General features: G+C 68.2%; 17 protein-coding genes, 2 pseudogenes and 1 riboswitch. Of the genes and pseudogenes, 11 read left to right on the top strand and 8 right to left on the bottom strand.

Annotation, left to right across the window (positions count from 1 at the left end; translation table 11 throughout):
* The 5 genes and pseudogenes from GOAMI_RS23315 to GOAMI_RS23310 all read left to right on the top strand — a co-directional run.
* Positions 1–181, top strand: a pseudogene (locus tag GOAMI_RS23315) (formate-dependent phosphoribosylglycinamide formyltransferase); the annotation flags it as partial.
* Between the two features lie 15 nt (positions 182–196).
* Positions 197–676 (top strand): DUF456 domain-containing protein, encoded by a 480-nt coding sequence (locus GOAMI_RS17000; RefSeq protein WP_006437797.1) that lies wholly within the window; start codon positions 197–199, stop codon positions 674–676.
* 123 nt (positions 677–799) lie between these two features.
* A complete protein-coding gene (locus GOAMI_RS16995) occupies positions 800–1,915 on the top strand; it encodes a ferredoxin reductase (RefSeq protein ID WP_006437796.1) in 1,116 nt (371 codons plus the stop codon).
* Between the two features lie 8 nt (positions 1,916–1,923).
* Entirely contained in the window at positions 1,924–3,186 is a 1,263-nt protein-coding gene (locus tag GOAMI_RS16990) for a fatty acid desaturase family protein (RefSeq protein ID WP_006437795.1), read from the top strand.
* A gap of 131 nt (positions 3,187–3,317) precedes the next feature.
* Entirely contained in the window at positions 3,318–4,199 is an 882-nt protein-coding gene (locus GOAMI_RS23310) for an LLM class flavin-dependent oxidoreductase (protein WP_081598265.1), read from the top strand.
* 356 nt (positions 4,200–4,555) lie between these two features.
* Here GOAMI_RS23310 and GOAMI_RS16975 read toward each other — a convergent pair.
* Positions 4,556–5,680 (bottom strand): annotated as a pseudogene (locus GOAMI_RS16975) (MFS transporter); the annotation flags it as partial.
* A gap of 282 nt (positions 5,681–5,962) precedes the next feature.
* On the opposite strand from GOAMI_RS16975, the gene GOAMI_RS16970 reads away from it, so the two are divergent.
* On the top strand, positions 5,963–7,003 hold the full coding sequence (locus GOAMI_RS16970) for an Lrp/AsnC family transcriptional regulator (protein ID WP_006437792.1): 1,041 nt from the start codon (positions 5,963–5,965) through the stop codon (positions 7,001–7,003).
* 79 nt (positions 7,004–7,082) lie between these two features.
* Positions 7,083–8,399 carry a ClC family H(+)/Cl(-) exchange transporter gene (locus GOAMI_RS16965; RefSeq protein WP_006437791.1) on the top strand — a complete coding sequence of 439 codons (1,317 nt, stop codon included), beginning with the start codon at positions 7,083–7,085 and terminating at the stop codon, positions 8,397–8,399.
* Here GOAMI_RS16965 and GOAMI_RS16960 read toward each other — a convergent pair.
* The 3 genes from GOAMI_RS16960 to GOAMI_RS16950 are packed head-to-tail and all read right to left on the bottom strand — an operon-like array spanning position 8,396 to position 11,387.
* The gene (locus GOAMI_RS16960; protein ID WP_006437790.1) at positions 8,396–9,226 is read right to left on the bottom strand and encodes an ABC transporter ATP-binding protein; all 831 of its coding nucleotides are present in this window, start codon (positions 9,224–9,226) and stop codon (positions 8,396–8,398) included. The two genes, GOAMI_RS16965 and GOAMI_RS16960, sit on opposite strands and share 4 nt — an antisense overlap.
* Positions 9,223–10,347: a FecCD family ABC transporter permease gene (locus GOAMI_RS16955; RefSeq protein WP_006437789.1), complete on the bottom strand. Its 1,125-nt coding sequence runs from the start codon at positions 10,345–10,347 to the stop codon at positions 9,223–9,225. Before GOAMI_RS16955 ends, GOAMI_RS16960 begins: the two co-directional genes overlap by 4 nt.
* The gene (locus GOAMI_RS16950) at positions 10,344–11,387 is read right to left on the bottom strand and encodes a FecCD family ABC transporter permease (protein ID WP_006437788.1); all 1,044 of its coding nucleotides are present in this window, start codon (positions 11,385–11,387) and stop codon (positions 10,344–10,346) included. The genes GOAMI_RS16955 and GOAMI_RS16950 overlap by 4 nt, the downstream gene beginning before the upstream one ends.
* Before the next feature lie 173 nt (positions 11,388–11,560).
* On the opposite strand from GOAMI_RS16950, the gene GOAMI_RS16945 reads away from it, so the two are divergent.
* The gene (locus tag GOAMI_RS16945; RefSeq protein WP_006437787.1) at positions 11,561–12,064 is read left to right on the top strand and encodes a hypothetical protein; all 504 of its coding nucleotides are present in this window, start codon (positions 11,561–11,563) and stop codon (positions 12,062–12,064) included.
* A 78-nt stretch (positions 12,065–12,142) separates the two neighbouring features.
* On the opposite strand, the gene GOAMI_RS16940 is transcribed toward GOAMI_RS16945, so the two are convergent.
* Positions 12,143–13,540, bottom strand: coding sequence for an FAD-dependent oxidoreductase (locus GOAMI_RS16940; protein WP_006437786.1), 1,398 nt, complete (start codon positions 13,538–13,540; stop codon positions 12,143–12,145).
* A 190-nt stretch (positions 13,541–13,730) separates the two neighbouring features.
* Entirely contained in the window at positions 13,731–14,756 is a 1,026-nt protein-coding gene (locus GOAMI_RS16935; protein ID WP_006437785.1) for an ABC transporter substrate-binding protein, read from the bottom strand.
* Between the two features lie 135 nt (positions 14,757–14,891).
* Here GOAMI_RS16935 and GOAMI_RS16930 point away from each other — a divergent pair, with 135 nt between their 5' ends.
* The 3 genes from GOAMI_RS16930 to GOAMI_RS16920 are packed head-to-tail and all read left to right on the top strand — an operon-like array spanning position 14,892 to position 17,109.
* Positions 14,892–15,485, top strand: coding sequence for an Rv0361 family membrane protein (locus tag GOAMI_RS16930; protein WP_006437784.1), 594 nt, complete (start codon positions 14,892–14,894; stop codon positions 15,483–15,485).
* On the top strand, positions 15,482–15,895 hold the full coding sequence (locus tag GOAMI_RS16925) for a rhodanese-like domain-containing protein (protein WP_006437783.1): 414 nt from the start codon (positions 15,482–15,484) through the stop codon (positions 15,893–15,895). Before GOAMI_RS16930 ends, GOAMI_RS16925 begins: the two co-directional genes overlap by 4 nt.
* Positions 15,892–17,109 (top strand): O-succinylhomoserine sulfhydrylase, encoded by a 1,218-nt coding sequence (locus tag GOAMI_RS16920; RefSeq protein ID WP_006437782.1) that lies wholly within the window; start codon positions 15,892–15,894, stop codon positions 17,107–17,109. Before GOAMI_RS16925 ends, GOAMI_RS16920 begins: the two co-directional genes overlap by 4 nt.
* Before the next feature lie 45 nt (positions 17,110–17,154).
* Here GOAMI_RS16920 and GOAMI_RS16915 read toward each other — a convergent pair whose 3' ends face one another.
* Complete coding sequence (locus GOAMI_RS16915; protein ID WP_006437781.1) at positions 17,155–18,690, bottom strand: MFS transporter; 1,536 nt, start codon at positions 18,688–18,690, stop codon at positions 17,155–17,157.
* A gap of 100 nt (positions 18,691–18,790) precedes the next feature.
* Positions 18,791–19,870, bottom strand: coding sequence for an isochorismate synthase (locus GOAMI_RS16910; protein WP_006437780.1), 1,080 nt, complete (start codon positions 19,868–19,870; stop codon positions 18,791–18,793).
* A 112-nt stretch (positions 19,871–19,982) separates the two neighbouring features.
* Positions 19,983–20,097: riboswitch (SAM riboswitch) on the top strand.
* The last annotated feature ends 7 nt before the right edge of the window (positions 20,098–20,104 follow it).

Here is a 20,104-nt window from a genome sequence, read left to right as displayed (position 1 = left end):
GGCGCCTCGTCCCCTCGGCGGTCCCGGTGGCCAGCGTCCGATCGCTCCCCCCGGGGCGCCCCGTCCGGCCGGTCCGCCGCGCTCGGCATCCCCGGGTCAGTCCCCGGTCATGACGTCCCTGGTGAAGACCGGGGATTCCGCCGACGGGGCGGCCCCCGGGTCGTCCGTCGCCGGCGAGTGACCGGGCGACGGACAGGTGCCGCTCTGGGGTGAGCTGCTCGTTGCGGCTGTCATCGTCGTCGGTCTGATCGGGATCGTCGTCCCGATTCTGCCGGGAACGCTGCTGATCGTGTGCGCGCTGTTCGTCTGGGCGCTCGTCGTCGGCGGCTGGGCCTGGTCCGTGTTCGCCGCGGCGATCCTGGTGATCGCGGTCGGCGAGGTCATCAAGTATCTCGTCGCGGGAAAGTCGTTGCGCACCGACGGAATCCCGAACCGGACCGTCGTCATCGGCGGACTCGTCGGGATCGTCGGATTCTTCGTCGTGCCGGTGATCGGGCTGTTGCTCGGATTCGTGGTGGGCGCGATCGTCTCCGAACTCGTGCGGACCCGAGGCCTCGAGCAGGCCTGGCGCGGTGCGCTCGCGGCTCTCAAGGCGGCGGCCAAGACGATCGGTATCGAACTCCTCTTCGCGCTCGTCGCAACCAGCATCTGGACCGGCGGCGCCTTCGTCTGGTGAGGGCGCCTTCTCCGCGTGACCTCTACATACGATCGCCGGCACTCTCGCGTGTGTACATTCGCGCTCGGATGGGTATGTACGCCGATGGCACGATGCCACGTGAGTCCGAGGGGAGGAGTGCGCGTGGGCCTACTCAAATGGAGCAAGCGCCCGGCGGCAGGAGTCGAGGCGCGCGCACCCGGGGTGAATGTTCTTCGCGGACTGGTCGCTCGGGCGACCACTCCGCTGCTCCCCGATGATTACCTTCATCTGATCAACCCGCTGTGGAGTGCGCGTGAGCTGCGCGGCAAGGTCCTCGACGTCACCAAGGAGACCGACGACACCGCGACGGTGACGATCCGCACGGGCTGGGGATTCCCCGAGAACTACAAGCCGGGCCAGTACGTCGGGATCGGCCTGCAGATCGACGGCAGGTGGCACTGGCGCTCGTACTCACTGACCTCGATCGGGTCGTCCGAGCAGGACAAGACCATCGCGGTCACGGTGAAGGCGAACCCCGACGGTTTCCTGTCCTCCCACCTGGTCGACGGGGTGAGTCCCGGGACCATCATCCGGCTGCAATCCCCACAGGGCGATTTTCACCTACCGGAGCCGGTGCCGGGCAAGATCCTCTTCGTCACCGCGGGCAGCGGGATCACCCCGGTCATCGCGATGCTGCGCCAGCTGAGGTCGCACGGGCAGACGCCGGACATCGTCCACATACACTCCGCCCCCACTCGCGACGACGTGATCTTCCTCGACGAGATGGAGCAGCTCGCCGACGAGGCCGACAAGTATGAACTCAACCTCCAATTGACAAGGGAGATGGGTAAATTCGACGTCTCACGGATGGACGAGTGGGCGCCGGACTGGCGTGAGCGGGAATGCTGGGCCTGCGGCCCGGTGGCGCTGCTCGACGCCATGGAGGCGCACTACGAGGACGGCGGCCTGCGCGAACGGTTGCACATCGAACGGTTCACCATTGCCCGCACCGATCACGGCGGCGAGGGCGGTACCGTCCGGTTCGCGATCTCCGACAAGGAGGTCGAGGTCGACGGCGCCACCACACTTCTCGAGGCAGGCGAGGATCTCGGCATCCAGATGCCCTTCGGGTGCCGGATGGGGATCTGCCAGACCTGCGTCGTCCCGCTGGCGGGTGGGTACGTGCGCGACCTGCGCACCGCCGAAGAACGTCGCGAAGGAGAACGAATCCAGACCTGCATCAGTGCAGTGTCCGGTGAATGCACCCTCGATCTGTAGGAGGCTTCATGGCCATCACCGACATCGACCAGTACGCCCACCTCACCGACAGTGACATCGAAACCCTCGGTGCCGAACTCGACGCGATCAGGCGAGACATCGAGGACTCCCGCGGTGAACGCGACGCGCGCTACATACGGCGCGCCATCACCCTCCAGCGCGGTCTCGCGGCCGGCGGGAGACTCGCACTGATGTTCAGCAACAGGAAGATCGCCTGGGCCGCGGGCACCGCCATGCTCTCGCTGGCCAAGATCATCGAGAACATGGAACTCGGGCACAACGTGATGCACGGGCAGTGGGACTGGATGAACGATCCGGAGGTCCACTCGTCGTCGTGGGAGTGGGACACCACCTGCCCGAGCGCGCAGTGGAAGCACTCCCACAACTTCGTCCACCACAAGTACACGAACGTTGTCGGGATGGATGACGATGTGGGCTACGGAATCCTGCGCGTCACCCGTGATCAGCCGTGGGAGTGGTGGAACCTGGGCAACCCGATCTACAACCTGACCCTCGGCACATTCTTCGAATACGGTGTGGCGCTGCATCATCTGGAAACGGAGAAGCTCCGCAACGGTGAGAAGACCTACCGTCAGGCCGCGAAGGACCTGCGGGTGATCGGCACGAAGGTCGGCAAGCAGGCCGCCAAGGACTACCTGATCTACCCGGCCCTGGCGGGACCCAACTGGAAGACGACGATCACCGCGAACTTCACCGCCAACATCATCCGCAACTACTGGGCGTACATGGTCATCTTCTGCGGCCACTTCCCGGACGGGGCGGAGAAGTTCACCGTCGAGGAGTTCGAGAACGAGGACCAGCCGCGCTGGTACCTGCGACAGATGCTGGGGTCGGCGAACTTCAAGGCCGGTCCGCTGATGCGGTTCATGAGCGGCAATCTCAGTCATCAGATCGAGCACCATCTCTTCCCGGACCTGCCGAGCAGTCGGTACGAGGAGATCGGGGTGCGGGTGCGGGAACTGTGCGACAAGTACGACCTGCCCTACACGACGGGTTCGCTCCTGGGCCAGTACGCACAATCGTTCCGGACGATCGCCAAACTGGCACTGCCGAATTCGCTTCTGAAGGCGACCGCCGACGACGCGCCGGAGACCGCCTCGGAGCTTCGGTTCGCGATCCGCGAGGGTTTGAGCGACCACTTCGGTGTCGATCCGGCGACGGGAAAGCGTCGCGGTCTCCGAACGGCGTTGCGGGAGTTGCGGAACTCGCCGGTGCGGTCGGCGAACGTGGGTCGGGCCGCAACGGCATAGTGTTCGAACGGAAACCGTTGCGCCACCTCGGATATCGCGCATCGTAGCGGACCGCACGACGATACGCGACATCTGCGAAAGCGTCTCCGGGTGCACGGAGTCCATGCCAGAATGGCGCCGTGCGCATCGGGATGACGATGCCCGTGATGGAGCCGGACCTCGACGCAGGCACGCTTCATTCGTGGGCCACCACCACCGACGACGGCCCGTTCAGCTCCCTGTGCTGGGGTGAACGCATCGCGTTCGACAACCCCGAGTGCCTGACGTTCCTGGGCGCGGCAGCCGCCTGGACCCGGCGGGTCCCGCTGGTGATGACCGTCGTCGTGCCGCAGCTCCACGACCCGGTGATGCTGGCGAAGTCGCTGGCCACCGGCGACCTGCTGTCGGAGGGGCGGCTGACGGTGGCACTCGGGGTCGGTGGCCGGCATGAGGACTACCGGGCCGTCGGCGCGGACCCGTCCACCCAGACCATGCGGCAACTCGCCGACCGAGCCGCGACCATGAAGCGGGTGTGGGCCCGCGAGAAGCTCACCGAATCGGTGCTGCCGGTCGGTCCGCCGCCCCATCGCACGGGCGGCCCGACGCTGCATGTCGGCACCACCGGACCCAAGACGATCCGCAGCGCCGTCGACTGGGCCGACGGCATCGCCGGGGTCACCCTCGACCTCGACACGGAGAAACAGAACGCACTCTTCGACGTCGCCCGCTCCGCGTGGGCCGAGGCCGGAAAACCGGCGCCGCATCTCGCGACGTCGTTCTGGTTCGCGATCGGCGACGGTGACGGTCCGCGTGCACAGGTGACACGCCATCTGCACCACTACATGAACTGGATTCCGTCGGAGTTCGTCGACGCCATCGCTCCCACGACGGGCTGGGCAGGTACCGAGGCCGAGCTCGCGGACGTCCTGCGGCGGTTCGCCGACATCGGAACCGACGAGGTGCAACTCATCCCGACGAGTTCGGACCTCGACCAGCTCCGGCGCGCCGCGGATGTGGTCGCGGCGTTCGCCTGACTAGTGGTCGGCGTCCCGGCCGGGGCGCAGCGAGAGGACCACAGCAGGGCGGCTGCGGCCGAGAGAAGGCCCGAGAAGATCAGGCACAGGTGCATGCCGTCGAGGAACGCGTCGCCGAGGGCGTTCATGACCGTGGGCGTGTCGGCGCCGAGGTCGAGACCGGCGACCGCGCCGAGACCCTCGCCGTCCACGGCGGCGACGACGCTGTCGCGCATCTCGTCGCCGATGCCGGCGTCGGTGAGCTTGCCCGGGAGCGAGTCGACGGCACCCGCCGTCAGCAACGCGCCGAGAACGGCCGGTCCGAGTGCGCCACCCACCTGCCGGAAGGCATTGTTTCCGGCCGCCGCCATACCCGCGAGCCGATAGGGCACCGCGGAGACCGCGGTCGCGGTCATCGGGGCAATCACCAGGCCCATGCCCAGGCCGAGCACGATCAGGCGCCAGCCGATCGAGACGAACGTGGTGTCGGCTTCGATGGTGAGCAGCTCGAACTGCGCGACCGCGACCATGGCCAGGCCGCCGCCGATCATGACGCGTGCCTGGACCCGGTGCATCATCTTGCCCGCGAGCGCACCCACGACCATGGAGGCGCCGTTCATCAGCGCGAGTCGCCAGCCGGCCTCGATGGTGCCGAGTTGCTGGACCATGCCGAAGTACATGCTGAGCACGAAGATGAAGCCGATCAGAGCCAGGAAGCTGATCATCGCGATCAGGGTGGTGACGGTGAAGGCGCGGCTGCGAAAGAGCGCGAGGTCGAGCATCGGGCTGTCCGAGCGGAGTTCGACGGCGACAAAGGCTGCACCCGCGACGACGGCGATCACCAGGGCGATGATCACACGGGCATCGGCGAGCCCGTTGACGCCGGCCTCGATCACGCCGAAGACCAGTGCGGTGACCGCGACGGCGGCCGTCACCTGACCGGCCCAGTCGAGGCGTCGGGTGTGCGGGGCGCGGGATTCCGGCAGGACGGCGAGTGCCACCGCGAACGCGGCGACGGCAAACGGGATGGGCAGCACGTAGATCCAGCGCCAGCCCATGCCCTCGGCCACCGGGCCCGCGATCAGCGGGCCGACGGTCAGCGCCAGCATCAGCGACGACGCCCAGATGCCGATGAACTTGCCGCGTTCACGGAAGTCGGGCACGGCGTGGCTGATGAGCGCGAGGGTCGTCGGCAACAGTGCGGCGGCACCCGTGCCGGCCAGAGCCTGACCGGCCCACACGAGCTGGATCGACTGCGCCGACAGTGCGACGACGGCGCCCAGTGCGGACAGTGCGAGACCGGTGAGATAGACCTTGCGGCGGCCGTGGACGTCGCCGAACACTCCTGCCGTGAGGATGAACGCCGCCATCGGCAGAACGAAGGCGTCCTGGACCCAGGACAACTGCGCGGTCGAGGCGCCGAGCGCGTTCCCGATCGCCGGCAGGCTGACGGCGACGCTCGTGATCGGAAGGTAGGCCACGAAGACGCCGATGCAGGCCATCACGACGGTGGCGGTCCGGCGCTCCGGCGGAGCGGGCAGGGCGGTGGAGGTGGACGTGGTGGTCACGCACTCTCGCTTTCGATCTCGGGTGGGACTGGGCGGCGCCCGGTGGCCGGACGTGACCACAGGTCGTCGTCTCGGGAGGACAAGGCGATGGTTGCCGCGCGAAGAAGCGCAGACATCCATCATTGTCCGGCGGCTCGGCAGGGAAACCGCAACCAGCGCGGCGTACACGGAACATTGCGTCAACCAGACCGGTTCGACGAGTAGTATTCCTCCATCATGGACGACGTCGACGGCACTATCCTCCGTGCCCTCCAGGTGTATCCGCGGGCGTCGTTCCGCCAACTCGGCGAGGTCGCGGGCATCTCGGAACAGACCGCGGCGAGGTGCTACCAGGCGCTGCGTCGTGCCGGGGTGATGCGGGTCGTGGGGATCGTGCGGCCGGCGGTGCGTGGCCATTCCGAATGGGTGGCGCGGGTGCGGTGCCGGCCGGACCGCATGGAACCGCTCGCCGCGTCGCTCGCGCGTCGTCGTGACGTCGGCTTCGCCTACGTGGTCTCCGGAGGCGCCGAGATCATCTGCATCATCCGCTCACCGATCGGTGCGGGCGGCGACGACGTGCTGCTCAATGCACTCCCGACGCGGGCCTCGGTCATCGACGTCCGTATCGACCTCGTCCTGCACGCCTTCGACGTCGGACTCCCCGCGTCGAGATGGACCGGCTTCGGCGGTGAGCTCTCGGAGTCCGCCCGGACACTGTTGATCTCGAGCGCTACCGCGAGCCCTCTCCCCGGCGACGACGAGGCCGGGACCGGCGGTGAGGACGTACCGGACGAACCCCGCGAGAATGTACGCCTCGGCGACGACGACGCACCCCTCGTCGACGCGCTGACCCAGGACGGCCGACTTCCACATCGCGAGCTGGCACGCATCTGTGGCTGGACGGTCGGGCGCGTCCGGCGCCGTCTGCGCACGCTCGAACGCAGCGGCGCGTTGCACTACGACGTCGAGATCCTGCCCGAGCGTCTCGGTTTCGGTCTGAGCGCGACGCTGTGGCTCACCGTGACGCCGTCGGCGATCGACGAGGTGGGTGCAGCGCTCGCCGCGCACGACGAGGTGGCGTTCGCCGCGGCGATCAGCGGCGAACACAACCTCATGGTCGCGGTGATCTGCCGGGACACCGACGACTTCTATCGATACCTACGCACCAGGGTCGCGTCCGTGGCCGGAATTCTGGGCTACTCGGTGAGCATCCGCGTCCGGCGCCTGAAGCAGAATGCGTCACTCGTGGTGCAGGGACGCCTGATTCAGCCCGTGTGACCCCGAATCGCCGGTGGACGACACGAACCTGCCGTTCGGAAGCGCCGGTCGAAGCCGGCGTGCGCGGTAACTTGCACGTGTGACCTCGCCGACGGCCGACAACCAGGGACTGGTGAGGTTGTGCGTGCTCGCCGTCTTCGCCGGGTGTGTGACCGGCGTCCTCGGCGGCGCGTTCCGGTGGTGCCTCGACCATCTCAACCGGTGGCGGTTCGAGATGCTGCAGTGGGCCGACGGACTCGGCGCACCGGGATGGTTCATCCCGGTGGCGGTGACGGCGGCCGGCGCGGCCTTCGGCGCGCTCGTCTCCCACCTCGTACCGACCGCGGCGGGCAGCGGAATCCAGCATGTGGAGGCCGTCGAACGAGGAGAAGCGGGGCCGGCGCCGCTACGGGTGATCCCGGCGCGGTTCTTCGGCGGTCTCGCCGCGATCGGATCCGGTCTGATCCTCGGCCGTGAGGGACCGACGGTGCACATGGGTGCGGCGGTCGGATCGGAGACCGGACGACGTGCCGGACTCGACCAGTACGATGTCCGCGTCATGCAGACCTCGCTCAGCGGAGCAGGTCTCGCCGTGGCGTTCACGGCGCCGGTGGGCGGTGCGCTCTTCGCGCTCGAGGAGGTGACCCACTCGTTCCGGATTCGAGTGGTGGTGCCGACCATTCTCGCGGTCGCCGCCGCGGTGGCCTGCGGACACGTGATCCTCGGCGACCGGCCCGACTTCCGGGTCGGCGTGGTGGCCGCGCCCCCGATCACCCTGCTGCCGGTATTCGTGGTGTTCGGCCTCCTCAGCGGTCTCGTCGGAATCGCCTACGGGCGAGCGGTTCTCGGGGCGATCAACGCGGTTCGCGGAATCACGCGCGTCCCGCCGATCGCGAAGGCCGCGGTCATCGGTGCGATCGTCGGCGGCCTGACGGCCGTCGACACCGATGCGGCCGGTGGCGGAGACAATCTCGCGCAACAGATCTTCGACGGTTCGGTCGTGCTCCCGGTGGTGGCCGCGCTGTTCCTGGTCCGGTTCGTCGCCGGTCCGCTGTCGTATGCCGCGGGAACCCCGGGCGGCCTGTTCGCGCCGATGCTGGCGCTCGGCGCACTGTGGGGCGTCCTGTTCGCCGCCGGCCTCGACGCCGTGCTCCCGCAATCGGATTCGACGCTGCGCGACGCCATGGTGCTCGCCGGCATGGCCGCACTGTTCGGCGCGGTGGTGCGGGCGCCGCTCACCGGCATGGTCGTGGTGATGGAGATGAGCGCGACGACCACCGTGGCGGTCCCGATGCTCGCCGCGACCGCGGCCGCCGTGCTCGTCGCGCATCTCTCCGGGACCCCGCCGGTCTACGACTCGTTGCGTGAGCAGATGCTCGCCAACGATGCCGCGCGACAACGGGACCCGGGGTCCTAGAACGCGCGGGTGTGCGCTCCGAGCGGCACGATCAGTGGCCCACCCGAGATCGGGTCGGTCATGACATGAGCGCGCAACCCGAAGGCCTCGTCGAGCATCTCTGCGTCGATGACCTCGGCCGGCGCGCCGGTGGCGACGATGGCGCCGTTCTTCATGACGACGAGTGAATCGCTGTAGCGTGCCGCGAGATTGAGGTCGTGCAACACCATGACCACGGTTTTGCCGTGCTCGTCGCGGAGGCGTCGGACCAGGTCGAGGACGTCGATCGAGTGGGCGAGGTCTAGGTAGGTGGTCGGCTCGTCGAGCAGGATGAGGTCGGTGCCCTGCGCGAGGGTGAGCGCGATCCAGACCCGCTGGCGCTGACCGCCGGAGAGCGCGTCGAGGGTGCGGTCGGCTAGTTCGAGGGTGTCGGTCATCTCCATCGCCTCGGCCACCGCGGCCTCGTCGGCAGCCGTCGCCTGCTGATACCACCGCTGGTGCGGATGCCGGCCCCGGCCGACGAGATCGGCGACGGTCAGACCCTCGGGCGCGACCGGATTCTGGGGCAGGATCGCCAGGGTCCGCGCGACCTGCCTGGGGCGGACATGCGAGATGTCGTCGCCGTCGAGGTAGACCGTGCCGGCCTTCGGCGGCAGCAGGCGCGCGAGGCATCGGAGCAGCGTCGACTTGCCGCAGCCGTTGGAGCCGATGATGGTCGTGACCTGGCCGTCGGGGACGTCGATGTCCAGGCCGTCGATGACCACCCGCTGGTCGTAGCCGACGGTCAGTCCGGTACCGCGCAGGCGGGACGTCGCCAGCGATGTGTGATCGACGGGGGAGATGGTCATACGGTCGCCTTCCGGGACATCGCGATCATCAGGTAGATGAGGAACGGTCCGCCGATCGCGGCGGTCACGATTCCGACGGGCAGCCCGCCGGGTAGCACCGTGCGGCACAACAGATCTCCGCCGAGCACGAGCGCGGCGCCGATCAGGCCGGACAACAACGGCGTCGGTACCGCGGTGCGGGCCAGCCGCAGCGCGATCTGCGGGGCCAGCAGTGCGACGAAGGCGATCGGTCCGGCGGCGGACACGCACAGCGCACTGACCAGGACCGCCGTCAGCAACAGCGTGGTGGACACCGCGCCGGTCCGGACGCCCAGGCCGCGCGCCAGGTCCGGACCGAGGCTGAGCATTCCGATCTGCCGGGACAGCACCACGATCACGACGACCCCGACCACGACCCCGCCGACCACCGGCCAGACATTGGACCAGCCCACGTTGGCGACCGATCCGACCAGCCACACCTGGGCACGCCCGACGTCGCGGATGTCGGCGCGGGTGAGCAGGAAGTTGGTGAGCGCCTGCAGCATCCACGTCATGCCGACGCCGATCAGCACGAGGCGGAACGGGTTGATGCCGCTGTTGGCCTTGCGGCCGGGCCAGGCCAGCACGTACATCACCGCGGACGTCAGGAGCGCACCGATCATCGCCGAGGCCGGGACGCCGAGGTCGCCGAACCAGCTGCCCCAGCTCGTCGTCGAGAAGGCGATGGCCGCAACCGCCGCCGCACTCGCTCCTGCGGTGATGCCGAGGATGTCGGGGGTGGCGAGGGGGTTCTGGGAGATCAGCTGGGTGATGGACCCGGAGAACCCGAGGCCGATGCCCACCAGCAGGCCGACGAGGGCTCGGGGGAGCGCGACGTCGAAGACGACGACGTTCTCGATGCGGGTCCCGCCGCCGAGCAGGATTCGCGCGACGTCGATCGGGGTGAGCGGGTAGTCGCTGACGCCGACGCCGGCCAGGAACAACACCACGGCGAGCGCTGCCGAGACGAGCGCGACGATCAGCATGCGCGGACGCACGACGACCGAGACCGGCTCGATCGCGAGGCGGTAGCCGCCGGCATGCCGCGCGATGCTCCGTGCACGTGTCCCGGGCGTCGGCGTCTTCACGTCGGACGTGTTCATACGGATGCCAACTTCTGCCGACGGACCATGACGATCAGGAACGGTGCGCCGACCAGCGCCAGCATGACGCCCACCTGGACCTCACCGGGGCGCGCGACGATGCGGCCGAGGATGTCGCAGCCGACGAGGAGGATCCCGCCGAACAGCGCCGAGTACGGGATGATCCAGCGGTAGTCGGCGCCGACGATCCCACGAGCGATGTGCGGCACGACCAGACCGAGGAACACGATGGGCCCGCAGGCGGCGGTCGCGGCGCCGATCAAGAGCGTGATCGTCAGGATGCCGAGCGCGCGGATGAGCACCACGCGAGAGCCGAGGGCCTTGGTCATGTCGTCGCCCAGGCTCAACACGTTGAGGAAGAAGCCGCTCGCCAGCGCGAACACCAGCCCGACGGCGATGAAGGGCAGACTCGCCCAGAACACGTCGATCCCGCGGCCGGCGGTCGAACCGACGCTCCAGAACCGCCACTGGTCGAGCGAGTTGGTGTCGACGAGCACGATCGAGGACGTGATCGCGGTGAGCATCGCCGTGAGGCCGGTGCCGGCGAGCACCAGGGTCAGCGGACTCGAGCCGCTCAGCGCCGACAGACCGAAGACGACGGTCGCGGCGATGATCGCGCCCAGCAATCCGAAGAACATGAACGCCACGGGGCTGGTGATCCCGAGCAGGTAGATCCCGCCCACGACCGCACAGGCCGCGCCGGCGTTGACGCCGAGCATGCCGGGATCGGCGATGGGGTTGCGGGTGTGTCCCTGGGTGATGGCGCCGGCCGCGCCCACGGCCAGGCCGGCCAACAGCCCGAGCAGGGTCCGAGGGACACGGAGGTCCCAGACGATGCCGTCGACGTCGGTGTCCTTGGTGATCTGGGGAATCCGGAGGTCGACGAGGGCCGACCAGATCTCGGAGATCCCCGCGGCGAAACTCGTCCAGACCTCGTCGAGCGGGACCGGGCGGGTGCCGAAGAGCACCGAGGCGATGACTAGCCCCACCAGGGCCGCGATCAGCACCGGAATGCCGAGGACACGGAGGGAGCGGCGCACGAAGGGTTACCTTACCAATGCAGTTCGAGGGGCCTGACGGTGCGGGGCGGTGGATGTCGTTCGGATAACGAAAGACCCGCGGAACCCGAACGGGGCCCGTGTCGTCGGTAACACTGCTTTGAGTTCGAATCGATATGTTCAGTGTTTCCAGGGTTGTGAAAACAGGAGGATCGATGAAGTCACTCAAACGTGCCGTTGTCGGGGTGCTGGCTGCGGGGAGCATCGCAGCAGGCACGCTGGTGGGTGCTGCGCCCGCCCAGGCAGCCGTCCCCAACCTTCAGATGACAGGTGGGGTCTATTGCCAGTTCGGAGCACCGGGTACGCCGTGGAACCAGGCGTGGAGCATGACCCGGTTCATGCGGGTGACCGCGCGTGACGGCGAGTTCCGCAATGTCACGCTGCAGGAGATCAACGGCGCGACCAAGTTCAAGTCGCAGCTGAAGAAGAACGAATCCCTGACTATCAAGACCACCTGGTTCGGCTGCTTCCCGTCGTCGATCGCCGGTTACGCGATCTCCGACTACGCCGAGAACCTGACGGACAACGCCGGCTTCTGGTGGAACATGCGGCGCATCGACAACCCGTTCGACAGGTTCGGTGCCGGCTCGTCGGCATCGGCGGCGCTGTCCGGCGGCGGCACCGACGTCAAGGGAGTGCCCGCGATCCCCGGTCGGTAGACGGGAACCGCTGAACGAACGACGAGGGGCGACCGGTGAGAACCGGTCGCCCCTCTCGTTTTGGTCTGGCGGTGTCGATCAGGCCGACGGGCGCGCCACCTTGTGGGGCTCCGACGCGGCGAGCATGTCCTCACGCTCGACGACCTTCACGCGCTCACGGCCTTCGGCGGCACCCAGGGCGCGCTCGTGCTCGTCGAGGCGGTACCAGCCGTCCCACGTGGTGAACGGGATGCTCTTCGACTCGAGCAGCTCGATGATCGCGTCCTCGCCGGGCGCGGCGGGCTCGAGCAGCTTCTCGGCCTCCATGTCCTTGAGGATGCAGTCGACGGTCTCGTTGGCGTCGCCCTTGGTGTGGCCGATGAGGCCGACCGGACCACGCTTGACCCAACCGGTGGTGTAGACGCCGGTGAGCTGCTCGCCCTCGTCGAACACACGTCCGGCCTCGTTGGGGATGACTCCCGCCTGCGAGTCGAAGGGGATCTCGGGCAGGTTGTCCGACAGGTAGCCGACCGCCCGGTACACCGCGCCGACCTCCCAGTCGGTGATCTTCCCGGTGGGCTTCACGTTGCCGGTGCCGTCGAGCTGGGTGCGCTCGGTGCGCAGGCCCACGACCTTGCCGTCCTCGCCGAGGATTTCGACCGGGCTCTCGAAGAAGTGCAGGAACAGCTTGTGGATCGCACCCTGCTTCGGTTCCCGGATCGCGTAGTTCTCGATGATCGTCGCGACCTGGTCGGTGATCTTCGAACCACGACGGGCGACGGCCGAGCCCTCGTCGTAGTCGATGTCCTCGGGGTTGACGATGACCTCGATGTTCGGCGAGTGGTCGAGTTCCTTGAGCTCGAGCGGCGTGAACTTGGCCTGTGCCGGTCCGCGGCGACCGAAGACGTGCACCTCGACGGCCTTGTTGGCCTTCAGGCCCTCGTAGACATTGGCCGGGATTTCGGTCGGCAGCAGCTCGTCGCCGGTCTTGGCGAGCACGCGCGCCACATCGAGGGCGACGTTGCCGACGCCGATGACGGCGACCTTCTCCTGCTCCAGCGGCCAGGTGCGCGGGAAGTCCGGATGACCGTCGTACCATGCGACGAACTGCGCGGCGCCGTAGCTGCCGTCGAGGTCGATGCCCGGGATGTCGAGCGCACGGTCGTCGGTGGCGCCGGTGGAGAAGATGATCGCGTCGTAGTGCTGCTTCAGCTCGGCCAGCGTGATGTCGGTGCCGTAGTCGACGTTGCCGAGCAGACGGACCTGCGGCTTGTCGAGCACCTTGTGCAGCGCGGTGATGATGCCCTTGATGCGCGGGTGATCAGGCGCGACGCCGTAACGGATCAGACCGAACGGAGCCGGCATACGCTCGTAGAGGTCGATGCTGACGCCGCGCTCTTTGGCGGTGTCGGACTTCATCAACGCGTCGGCGGCGTAGATCCCGGCGGGACCCGCACCGACGATCGCAACCCGCAGCGGGCGGCTGTTGTCGCTCATGGAGTAGGTGTCTTCCGTTGCTCGGCGCGCCCCGACGCAGGTGCTGGATGCGAAACCCCTGATCCTACTGTCGACACGCTTGGATATGGCCTATCCCTTCTACGGTAGGCGCTCGGTGTCCCCGGCCAAAATCTCCTGTGAGGTAATCCTCACTTCTCGACGCCATCGTGACGACGCCCCGGCCGGAGCGTCAGCGGGCGGAGGCGGCTGCCGCGATCGGCCCGACGGCCTGATCGGCCACCCACGGAATCGTGAGCAGGGTCGGGACCGACATCGCACTGCCGACTTCCTGGGGCAGGTATACGACGCGTCCGGAACGCGCCACCTCGAGACGGGTGAACGCGGGGTTCGAGCGCAGCTTGTCGTTGGAACCCTCCCAGTCGACGGCGATCACGATGTCGGCCGAGTCCAGGCGGTCGAGGCTCTCGGCGGGTAGCTCACCGTAGAACCCGCTGGTGATCGCGTCCCGAAGGACGGGCGGGAAGACCAGGCCGTAGCCCGCGACGGTCTGCGCACGGCCGTCCTCGGGGCCGTAGACCGAGACACCGCCGGTCGGGCTCGAGGTCACGACCACGGCGGTCTTGCCGGCGAACTGCGGATTCTTCGCCCGGATGCCGGCGAGAAAGACCTCGGTCTCGCCGACCTTGCGCCGGGCGAGATCGGGTTGCCCGATCGCGGTGCCGATCTGGATCGTCTGCGCATCCCACGGCACCTGCCAGGGCTCGAACCGGGCCTGCCGGAGGATGGTCGGCGCGGTCTTGCTGAGCAGATCGAACTGGTCGCGGGTGGGGTCGGCGCCGACCGCGGTGATCAGATCCGGACTGGTGGCGAGGGCCTTGGGGATCTCGTCACCGAGAGCCGCCGAGGAGTTGGAGAGGACCACCGGCTTCGCGTCGCCGATGAGTTCGGCGTTCCACGGCGCGGTGGCCTGGTCGGGATCGGCGAAGGGGGCGATCGTCGTCGGCATGACACCGAGGGCCAGCAGTGTGTCCCCGTCGCCGACGCCGAGCGCGGCGATCCGCGTGGGTGCCTTCTCCACGATCGCCGGCGCGTAGGCCTGTTGCACCGTCACGGGTATCGCGCCCGCTTCCGGGGTGGGCACGCGCGCCGAAGCGTCGGCGACGTCCTCCTCGGGTGCCGAGCAGGAGGAGACCACCAGCGCGGCCGCGATCGCCGCGAGCAGGAGTCCGAACAGTCGATGGGTGAGCGAACGCATGAGGTCCTCGCCGGTCGGCAGCAGTTGTTAGGGCCACCTTACTGATCGCGGTCGGCGGCGCCCCCGCGATTCGACCGCAGGGCTGCGCTGACGCCGGGCGGAGATCACACCCGGCCGGTCTATACACTTCGCGCCATGGCCAAAGCTGCAGGCGGGGGCCCCGACAAGCCCTCCGGTAAGGGCGCCGCATCCCGGAACACGTCCCGGGGCGCCGCGTCCTCGAAGAAGCCTGCGTCCGGTAAGGCCGGATCGCCGAACGAGGACGTTGACGCCGCCCTCGTCGAGGAGGCGCCGCCCAGTTGGAAGAACGCGTGGCCGTTCTTCGCCGCGGCGGGATTCGTCGGACTGGTGGTGCTCGCGATCGTGCTCTCCAGCATCTCGCGGCCGGCGGAGGAACGGGTCAGCGACGACGCGCTGGTCCAGTACGCCATCAACGACCTCTACACGGCCAAGAACGGCCCCGACTACGCCGAGTACCGCGCGAACACGTGCGATGCCGACCTCGACAAGCCCGGGTTCCCCTCCGAGGCGCAGTTCGTCGCCGAGAACCAGGCGTCGCTGGACCAGAACGGCCACATCGAGATCCCCGAGATCACCGACCTGGTGGTCGACGGTGACCGGGCGACCGCGAAGGTCCATTGGCACTATAAGAACAAGTCCGAAGACAAGCAGGTCGTGGAGACGACCGTGGTGCGCGAGAACGGCGAATGGAAGGTGTGCTCCTCATGACCTATGCCGGCGACCTGACCCCGCGGGAAGCGTGGGAGAAGCTCGAGAACAATCCCGACGCGGTCCTCGTCGACTGTCGGACGCAGGCCGAGTGGTCGTTCGTCGGTGTTCCCGACCTCGAGGTGCTGGGTAAACGCACGATCTTCGCCGAGTGGACGACGTTCCCCGAGGGTCGACGCAACGAGCAGTTCGTCGAGCAGCTGCGCAGTGCCGGGGTGACCGATGACCACGAGGTCATCTTCCTCTGCCGCTCGGGGCACCGATCGATCGGTGCGGCCGAGGCGGCGACCGCCGACGGAATCGGCAAGGCCTACAACGTGGTCGACGGATTCGAGGGTGCCCTCGACGGGAACGACCATCGCGGCGCGTCCGGATGGCGTGCCGAAAATCTGCCGTGGAGGCAATCGTGAGTGCTGATCTGTCCGTGAGTCGTGAACTGCCGGAAGGTCTTTCGCCCGACACCATCGCCGTGCGCGGCGGCCTCGCGCGATCCGGGTTCCACGAGACCGCCGAGGCGCTGTACCTGACCAGCGGATACGTCTACGACTCCGCCGAGGCTGCCGAGCGTGCCTTCACCGGCGAGGACCAGCGGTTCGTCTACTCCCGATACGGCAATCCGACCGTCCACATGTTCCAGGAGCGCCTGCGTCAGCTCGAAGGTGCCGAAGCCTGCTTCGCGACCGCCAGCGGAATGGCCGCGGTGTTCGTGGCGCTCGGCGCCCTGCTCAAGGCGGGCGATCGGCTCGTGGCGGCGCGCAGCCTGTTCGGCTCCTGCTTCGTCGTGTGCAACGAGATCCTGCCGCGCTGGGGCGTGGAGACCGAGTTCGTCGACGGTGAAGACCTCGAACAGTGGGAACGCGCACTGTCGAAGCCGACCGACGCCGTCTTCTTCGAGACCCCGTCCAATCCGATGCAGATGCTCGTCGACGTCGCCAAGGTGTCCGAGCTGGCGCATGCCGCAGGCGCGAAGGTGGTGCTGGACAACGTCTTCGCCACCCCGCTGCTACAGCGCGGTCTCGATCTCGGCGCCGACGTCATCGTCTACTCGGGCACCAAGCACATCGACGGTCAGGGTCGCGTGATGGGTGGTGCCGTCCTCGGCACCAAGGACTACATCGACGGTCCGGTCCAGCAGCTGATGCGCCACACCGGTCCGGCGTTGAGCCCGTTCAACGCGTGGACGCTGGTCAAAGGCCTCGAGACGATGCGCCTGCGGGTCGACGCCTCGGTGGCCTCGGCACTGCGGATCGCCGAGTTCCTGGAAGCCGACCCACGGGTCCGCTGGGTGAAATATCCGTTCCTGCAGTCGCATCCGCAGTACGAGCTGGCCAAGAGCCAGATGACCGGCGGCGGCACCGTGGTGACCTTCGAGCTCAACGACCACGACGGCATCGACGGCAAGAAGCGCGCCTTCGAGGTCCTCAACGCGCTGCGGGTGGTGGACATCTCCAACAACCTCGGCGACTCCAAGTCGCTGATCACCCATCCGGCCACCACCACGCACCGCGCGATGGGGCCCGAGGGACGTGCCGCGATCGGTCTCAGCGACTCGGTGGTTCGCCTGTCGGTCGGGCTCGAGGGCGTCGAAGACCTGCTCGCCGACCTGGATCAGGCGCTCGGCTGAGCCCTCGCACCGGGCTCTCCTGCCGGCCGGTCGTCGCGGTGGCCGTCACGCTGCCCGGGCCGGGCGCTCGTGCCGGAATCTGAGTACGGCAAGGGCCACCGCGATGGGCAGGACACTGACGGTCAGCATGGTGAGTCGCACGGCGTCGGAGAAGTCCGTTCCCAGGTCGAGGCCGCCCACCTGCTGCAGCAGGTTCGGGTCGTATCCGACGCCACCGTGGCTCTGCGCCACCGCGCTCCGCGCGGCGTCCACAGCCTCTTGTCCCTGTGTCACCGTCAGACCCCGCTGCTCGGTGTCGGCGAGCCATTCACGCTTGAAGAACGCATTCAGGAGGAGCAGGTACACGGTGGGCCCGAACGCGTAGCCCGTCATCCCGAAGGCCGTCTGCACCGAGGCCACTGTTCCGGACTGACCACTCGGCGCATGCGCGAGCACCGTCTCCGACACCGACGTGGAGCTCACCATTGAACCGAGGTTGTACATCCACACGGCCATCACGAGCAGCCACAACGCCATCGTCGGGCTGACCGTGACCGCCATGAGCAGCCCGGCGGCCGCCATGGTCGCCAGACCGGCGACCATCACCGGTCTCGGCGAGAACTTCTCCATCAGACTCCCGGACATGATCAAGGCGCCGGCGATCAGCAGCGAGCCGGGAAGGAACAACAGTCCGACCGTCTGCGGTGACAACGCGAGCACCACGCTGCCGTACTGCCCCAGGACGATGCTGAGCCCCGCGATCAGGAAGTTGAGTGTGAAGGCCGCCGCGAGCGCCACCGTGAACGTCCGGTTGCCGAAGAGTGACAGGTCCAGCGCCGGTTCGGGAGTGCGGCGTTCGTGGCGGACGAAGAGCACCGCGCCGAGGACGCTGACGAGCAGCGGCAGCCAGGTCTGGGGCCGGAGCACGCCGTTCTGCGCGGCCGCGAGTCCGATGACGAGGGTCAGGAGTGCCACCCCGATCAGGACGATGCCGATCACGTCCAGCTTGGCACGCTCCTGACGAGGCGACTCCGGGACGAACCGTGCCGTGAGCAGCATCGAGACCACGGCAAGCAGTGGTGCGACCAGGAACACGAGCCGCCAGCCGAGACCCGTCACGGCCCAGCCTGTCAGAGCCGGGAGCACCCCGCAGAGAACCATCTCGATGGCGACGAAGATGCCGATGGCCTTCGGTCGCTGCTCTTCGGTCACCGACGTCTTGAGGAGGGCCAGCGATACCCCGAGCAGGGCCGCCATGCCCAGGCCCGCCACGACGCGCATCGCCAGGAGGAAGCCATACCCGGGCGAGAGCATGGCGAGCACATCGGCGACGGCGACCACGGCCAGTCCCGACATCAGGAGTCGTCGGAGTCCGATCGAGTCGCCGAGATTTCCCGCGCCGAGGACGGACGCGGCCATGACCAGCGTCGACATTCCGCCCAGCAATCCGACACCGGTAGGCGGGACGTCGAGTTCCCGGCTCACCTGCGGCAGATTCAGGCTCAGCACCAGTGGATCGACGGCCGTGATCGTGAAGGCCAGGGACAGCGCGAAGATGATCGGCAGAATGCTCGTCTGGGTTGTCGACCGCTCCGCAGGCACCCGCTACGCCTCCCTGCCCCTTCGCCCCGACGTTCATCGACTCTAGCGCCGACCTTCATGGCCGGAGGCGAGATTGCGGGAGGGCGTGCTCACCGGAGGGTCAGTTCACGATGTCTGCGAGGGGGATACCGAGCGCGTTGAACACGGTCCGTAGTTTGAACTGCGTCTCGTCGAGTTCCGCCTGCGGGTCGGAGTGTTCGACGATGCCGCCACCCGCCCAGGTGCGCAGACTCCGACCATCGGCCGCGAGCTCGGCGCACCGGATGCTGACCATCCATTCGCCGTCGCCGACGGCGTCGCACCAGCCGACCGTGCCCGCGTAGAAGCCACGATCGCCCTCGACCTCGCGGATGATCTGCGCGGCAACGTCACTCGGGGTTCCGCACACTGCGGGTGTGGGTCCGAGGAGTAGTGCGAGGTCGAGTGCGGTGACCGCCGGATCGCGCAGCGTCGCGCGGATCGGGGTGGCCAGATGCCACATCTCGCCGGTCGACTCGAGCTGTGGTGTCGACGGTGCGTCGACCTCGTCGCAGAGGTGCCCCAGGCGTTCGCGCAGATGGTCGACTACGAACGCGTGCTCGGCGAGATCCTTTGTCGACGCGGCCAACTCGTCGGCGGTCGCCCGGTCGACGGCCGGGTCGGCGGACCGTGGTGCCGAACCCGCGTAGGGATGGCAGGTCACGGTCGAACCCGACTTGCGCAGCAGCGCTTCGGGACTGGCGCCGAGCAGCCACGAACCCGAACCCGTCGCGGCGCCGAGGTCGACGCCGAAGGCGTTGTGCCCCGCGTTGCCGCCGGCGAGTGCGTCGAGCAACTCCGCGGGCCGGATCTGTTCGTCGAGCACCAGGTCGACGCTGCGCGCGAGCACGACCTTCCCGACGTCGCCGGCGACGATGCGCTTGACCGCATGCGCGATGCGTTCGCGGTGCTCATCCCTGTCTGGGTGGCTCACGGTCGACACCGCTCGGCGCGACAGCGGCGCACTCCCGGACAGGGGCGCCTCGCCGGTGCGGAGCCGCGCGGGAGCCACCAGCGCCGCGGGGTCGCGGGCATCGAACGGGATCGCCCCGGTCAATGACCCGACCTCACCCGCCCGCAGCGCGGCGGACGCCTCGTCGACGTCGGTGAACGACCCGACCACCCCTTCGCCCCGCACGGTGCCGTGGGGACGCGACAGCACGAAGACCTCACTCGATGACACAACAGCTAGGGTACAGGTAAGCCTGTCCTAACTTCGAATCACGGTGATCCTAAATTGACACCCTCGGGCGGGATCCGCGAACCTTGTCGCAGGTCATGAGTGCCAGTGACAAGCCCCGGCTCGCTGGTCGGCAACCCTCCTCCGCGGTGGGGTGCTCCGGGTGACGACCTGGCTGCGTTCGAACCCGAACGCGGCAAGTGTGGATTCTCGAGG

The sequence above is a fragment of the Gordonia amicalis NBRC 100051 = JCM 11271 genome (assembly GCF_000332995.1).
Lineage (GTDB): Bacteria > Actinomycetota > Actinomycetes > Mycobacteriales > Mycobacteriaceae > Gordonia > Gordonia amicalis.
The sequence above is the reverse complement of the archived record's forward strand: the minus strand, read 5'-3'. Positions and strand labels throughout refer to the sequence as shown.

Excerpts from the sequence above, each read along its gene's own strand:
- GOAMI_RS16930 (WP_006437784.1), top strand. The coding sequence starts at position 14,892 with ATGGCCAAAGCTGCAGGCGGGGGCCCCGACAAGCCCTCCGGTAAGGGC.
- GOAMI_RS16935 (WP_006437785.1), bottom strand. The coding sequence starts at position 14,756 with ATGCGTTCGCTCACCCATCGACTGTTCGGACTCCTGCTCGCGGCGATC.
- GOAMI_RS16960 (WP_006437790.1), bottom strand. The coding sequence starts at position 9,226 with ATGACCATCTCCCCCGTCGATCACACATCGCTGGCGACGTCCCGCCTG.
- GOAMI_RS16940 (WP_006437786.1), bottom strand. The coding sequence starts at position 13,540 with ATGAGCGACAACAGCCGCCCGCTGCGGGTTGCGATCGTCGGTGCGGGT.
- GOAMI_RS23310 (WP_081598265.1), top strand. The coding sequence starts at position 3,318 with ATGACGATGCCCGTGATGGAGCCGGACCTCGACGCAGGCACGCTTCAT.
- GOAMI_RS16955 (WP_006437789.1), bottom strand. The coding sequence starts at position 10,347 with ATGAACACGTCCGACGTGAAGACGCCGACGCCCGGGACACGTGCACGG.
- GOAMI_RS16970 (WP_006437792.1), top strand. The coding sequence starts at position 5,963 with ATGGACGACGTCGACGGCACTATCCTCCGTGCCCTCCAGGTGTATCCG.
- GOAMI_RS16945 (WP_006437787.1), top strand. The coding sequence starts at position 11,561 with ATGAAGTCACTCAAACGTGCCGTTGTCGGGGTGCTGGCTGCGGGGAGC.
- GOAMI_RS16990 (WP_006437795.1), top strand. The coding sequence starts at position 1,924 with ATGGCCATCACCGACATCGACCAGTACGCCCACCTCACCGACAGTGAC.
- GOAMI_RS16925 (WP_006437783.1), top strand. The coding sequence starts at position 15,482 with ATGACCTATGCCGGCGACCTGACCCCGCGGGAAGCGTGGGAGAAGCTC.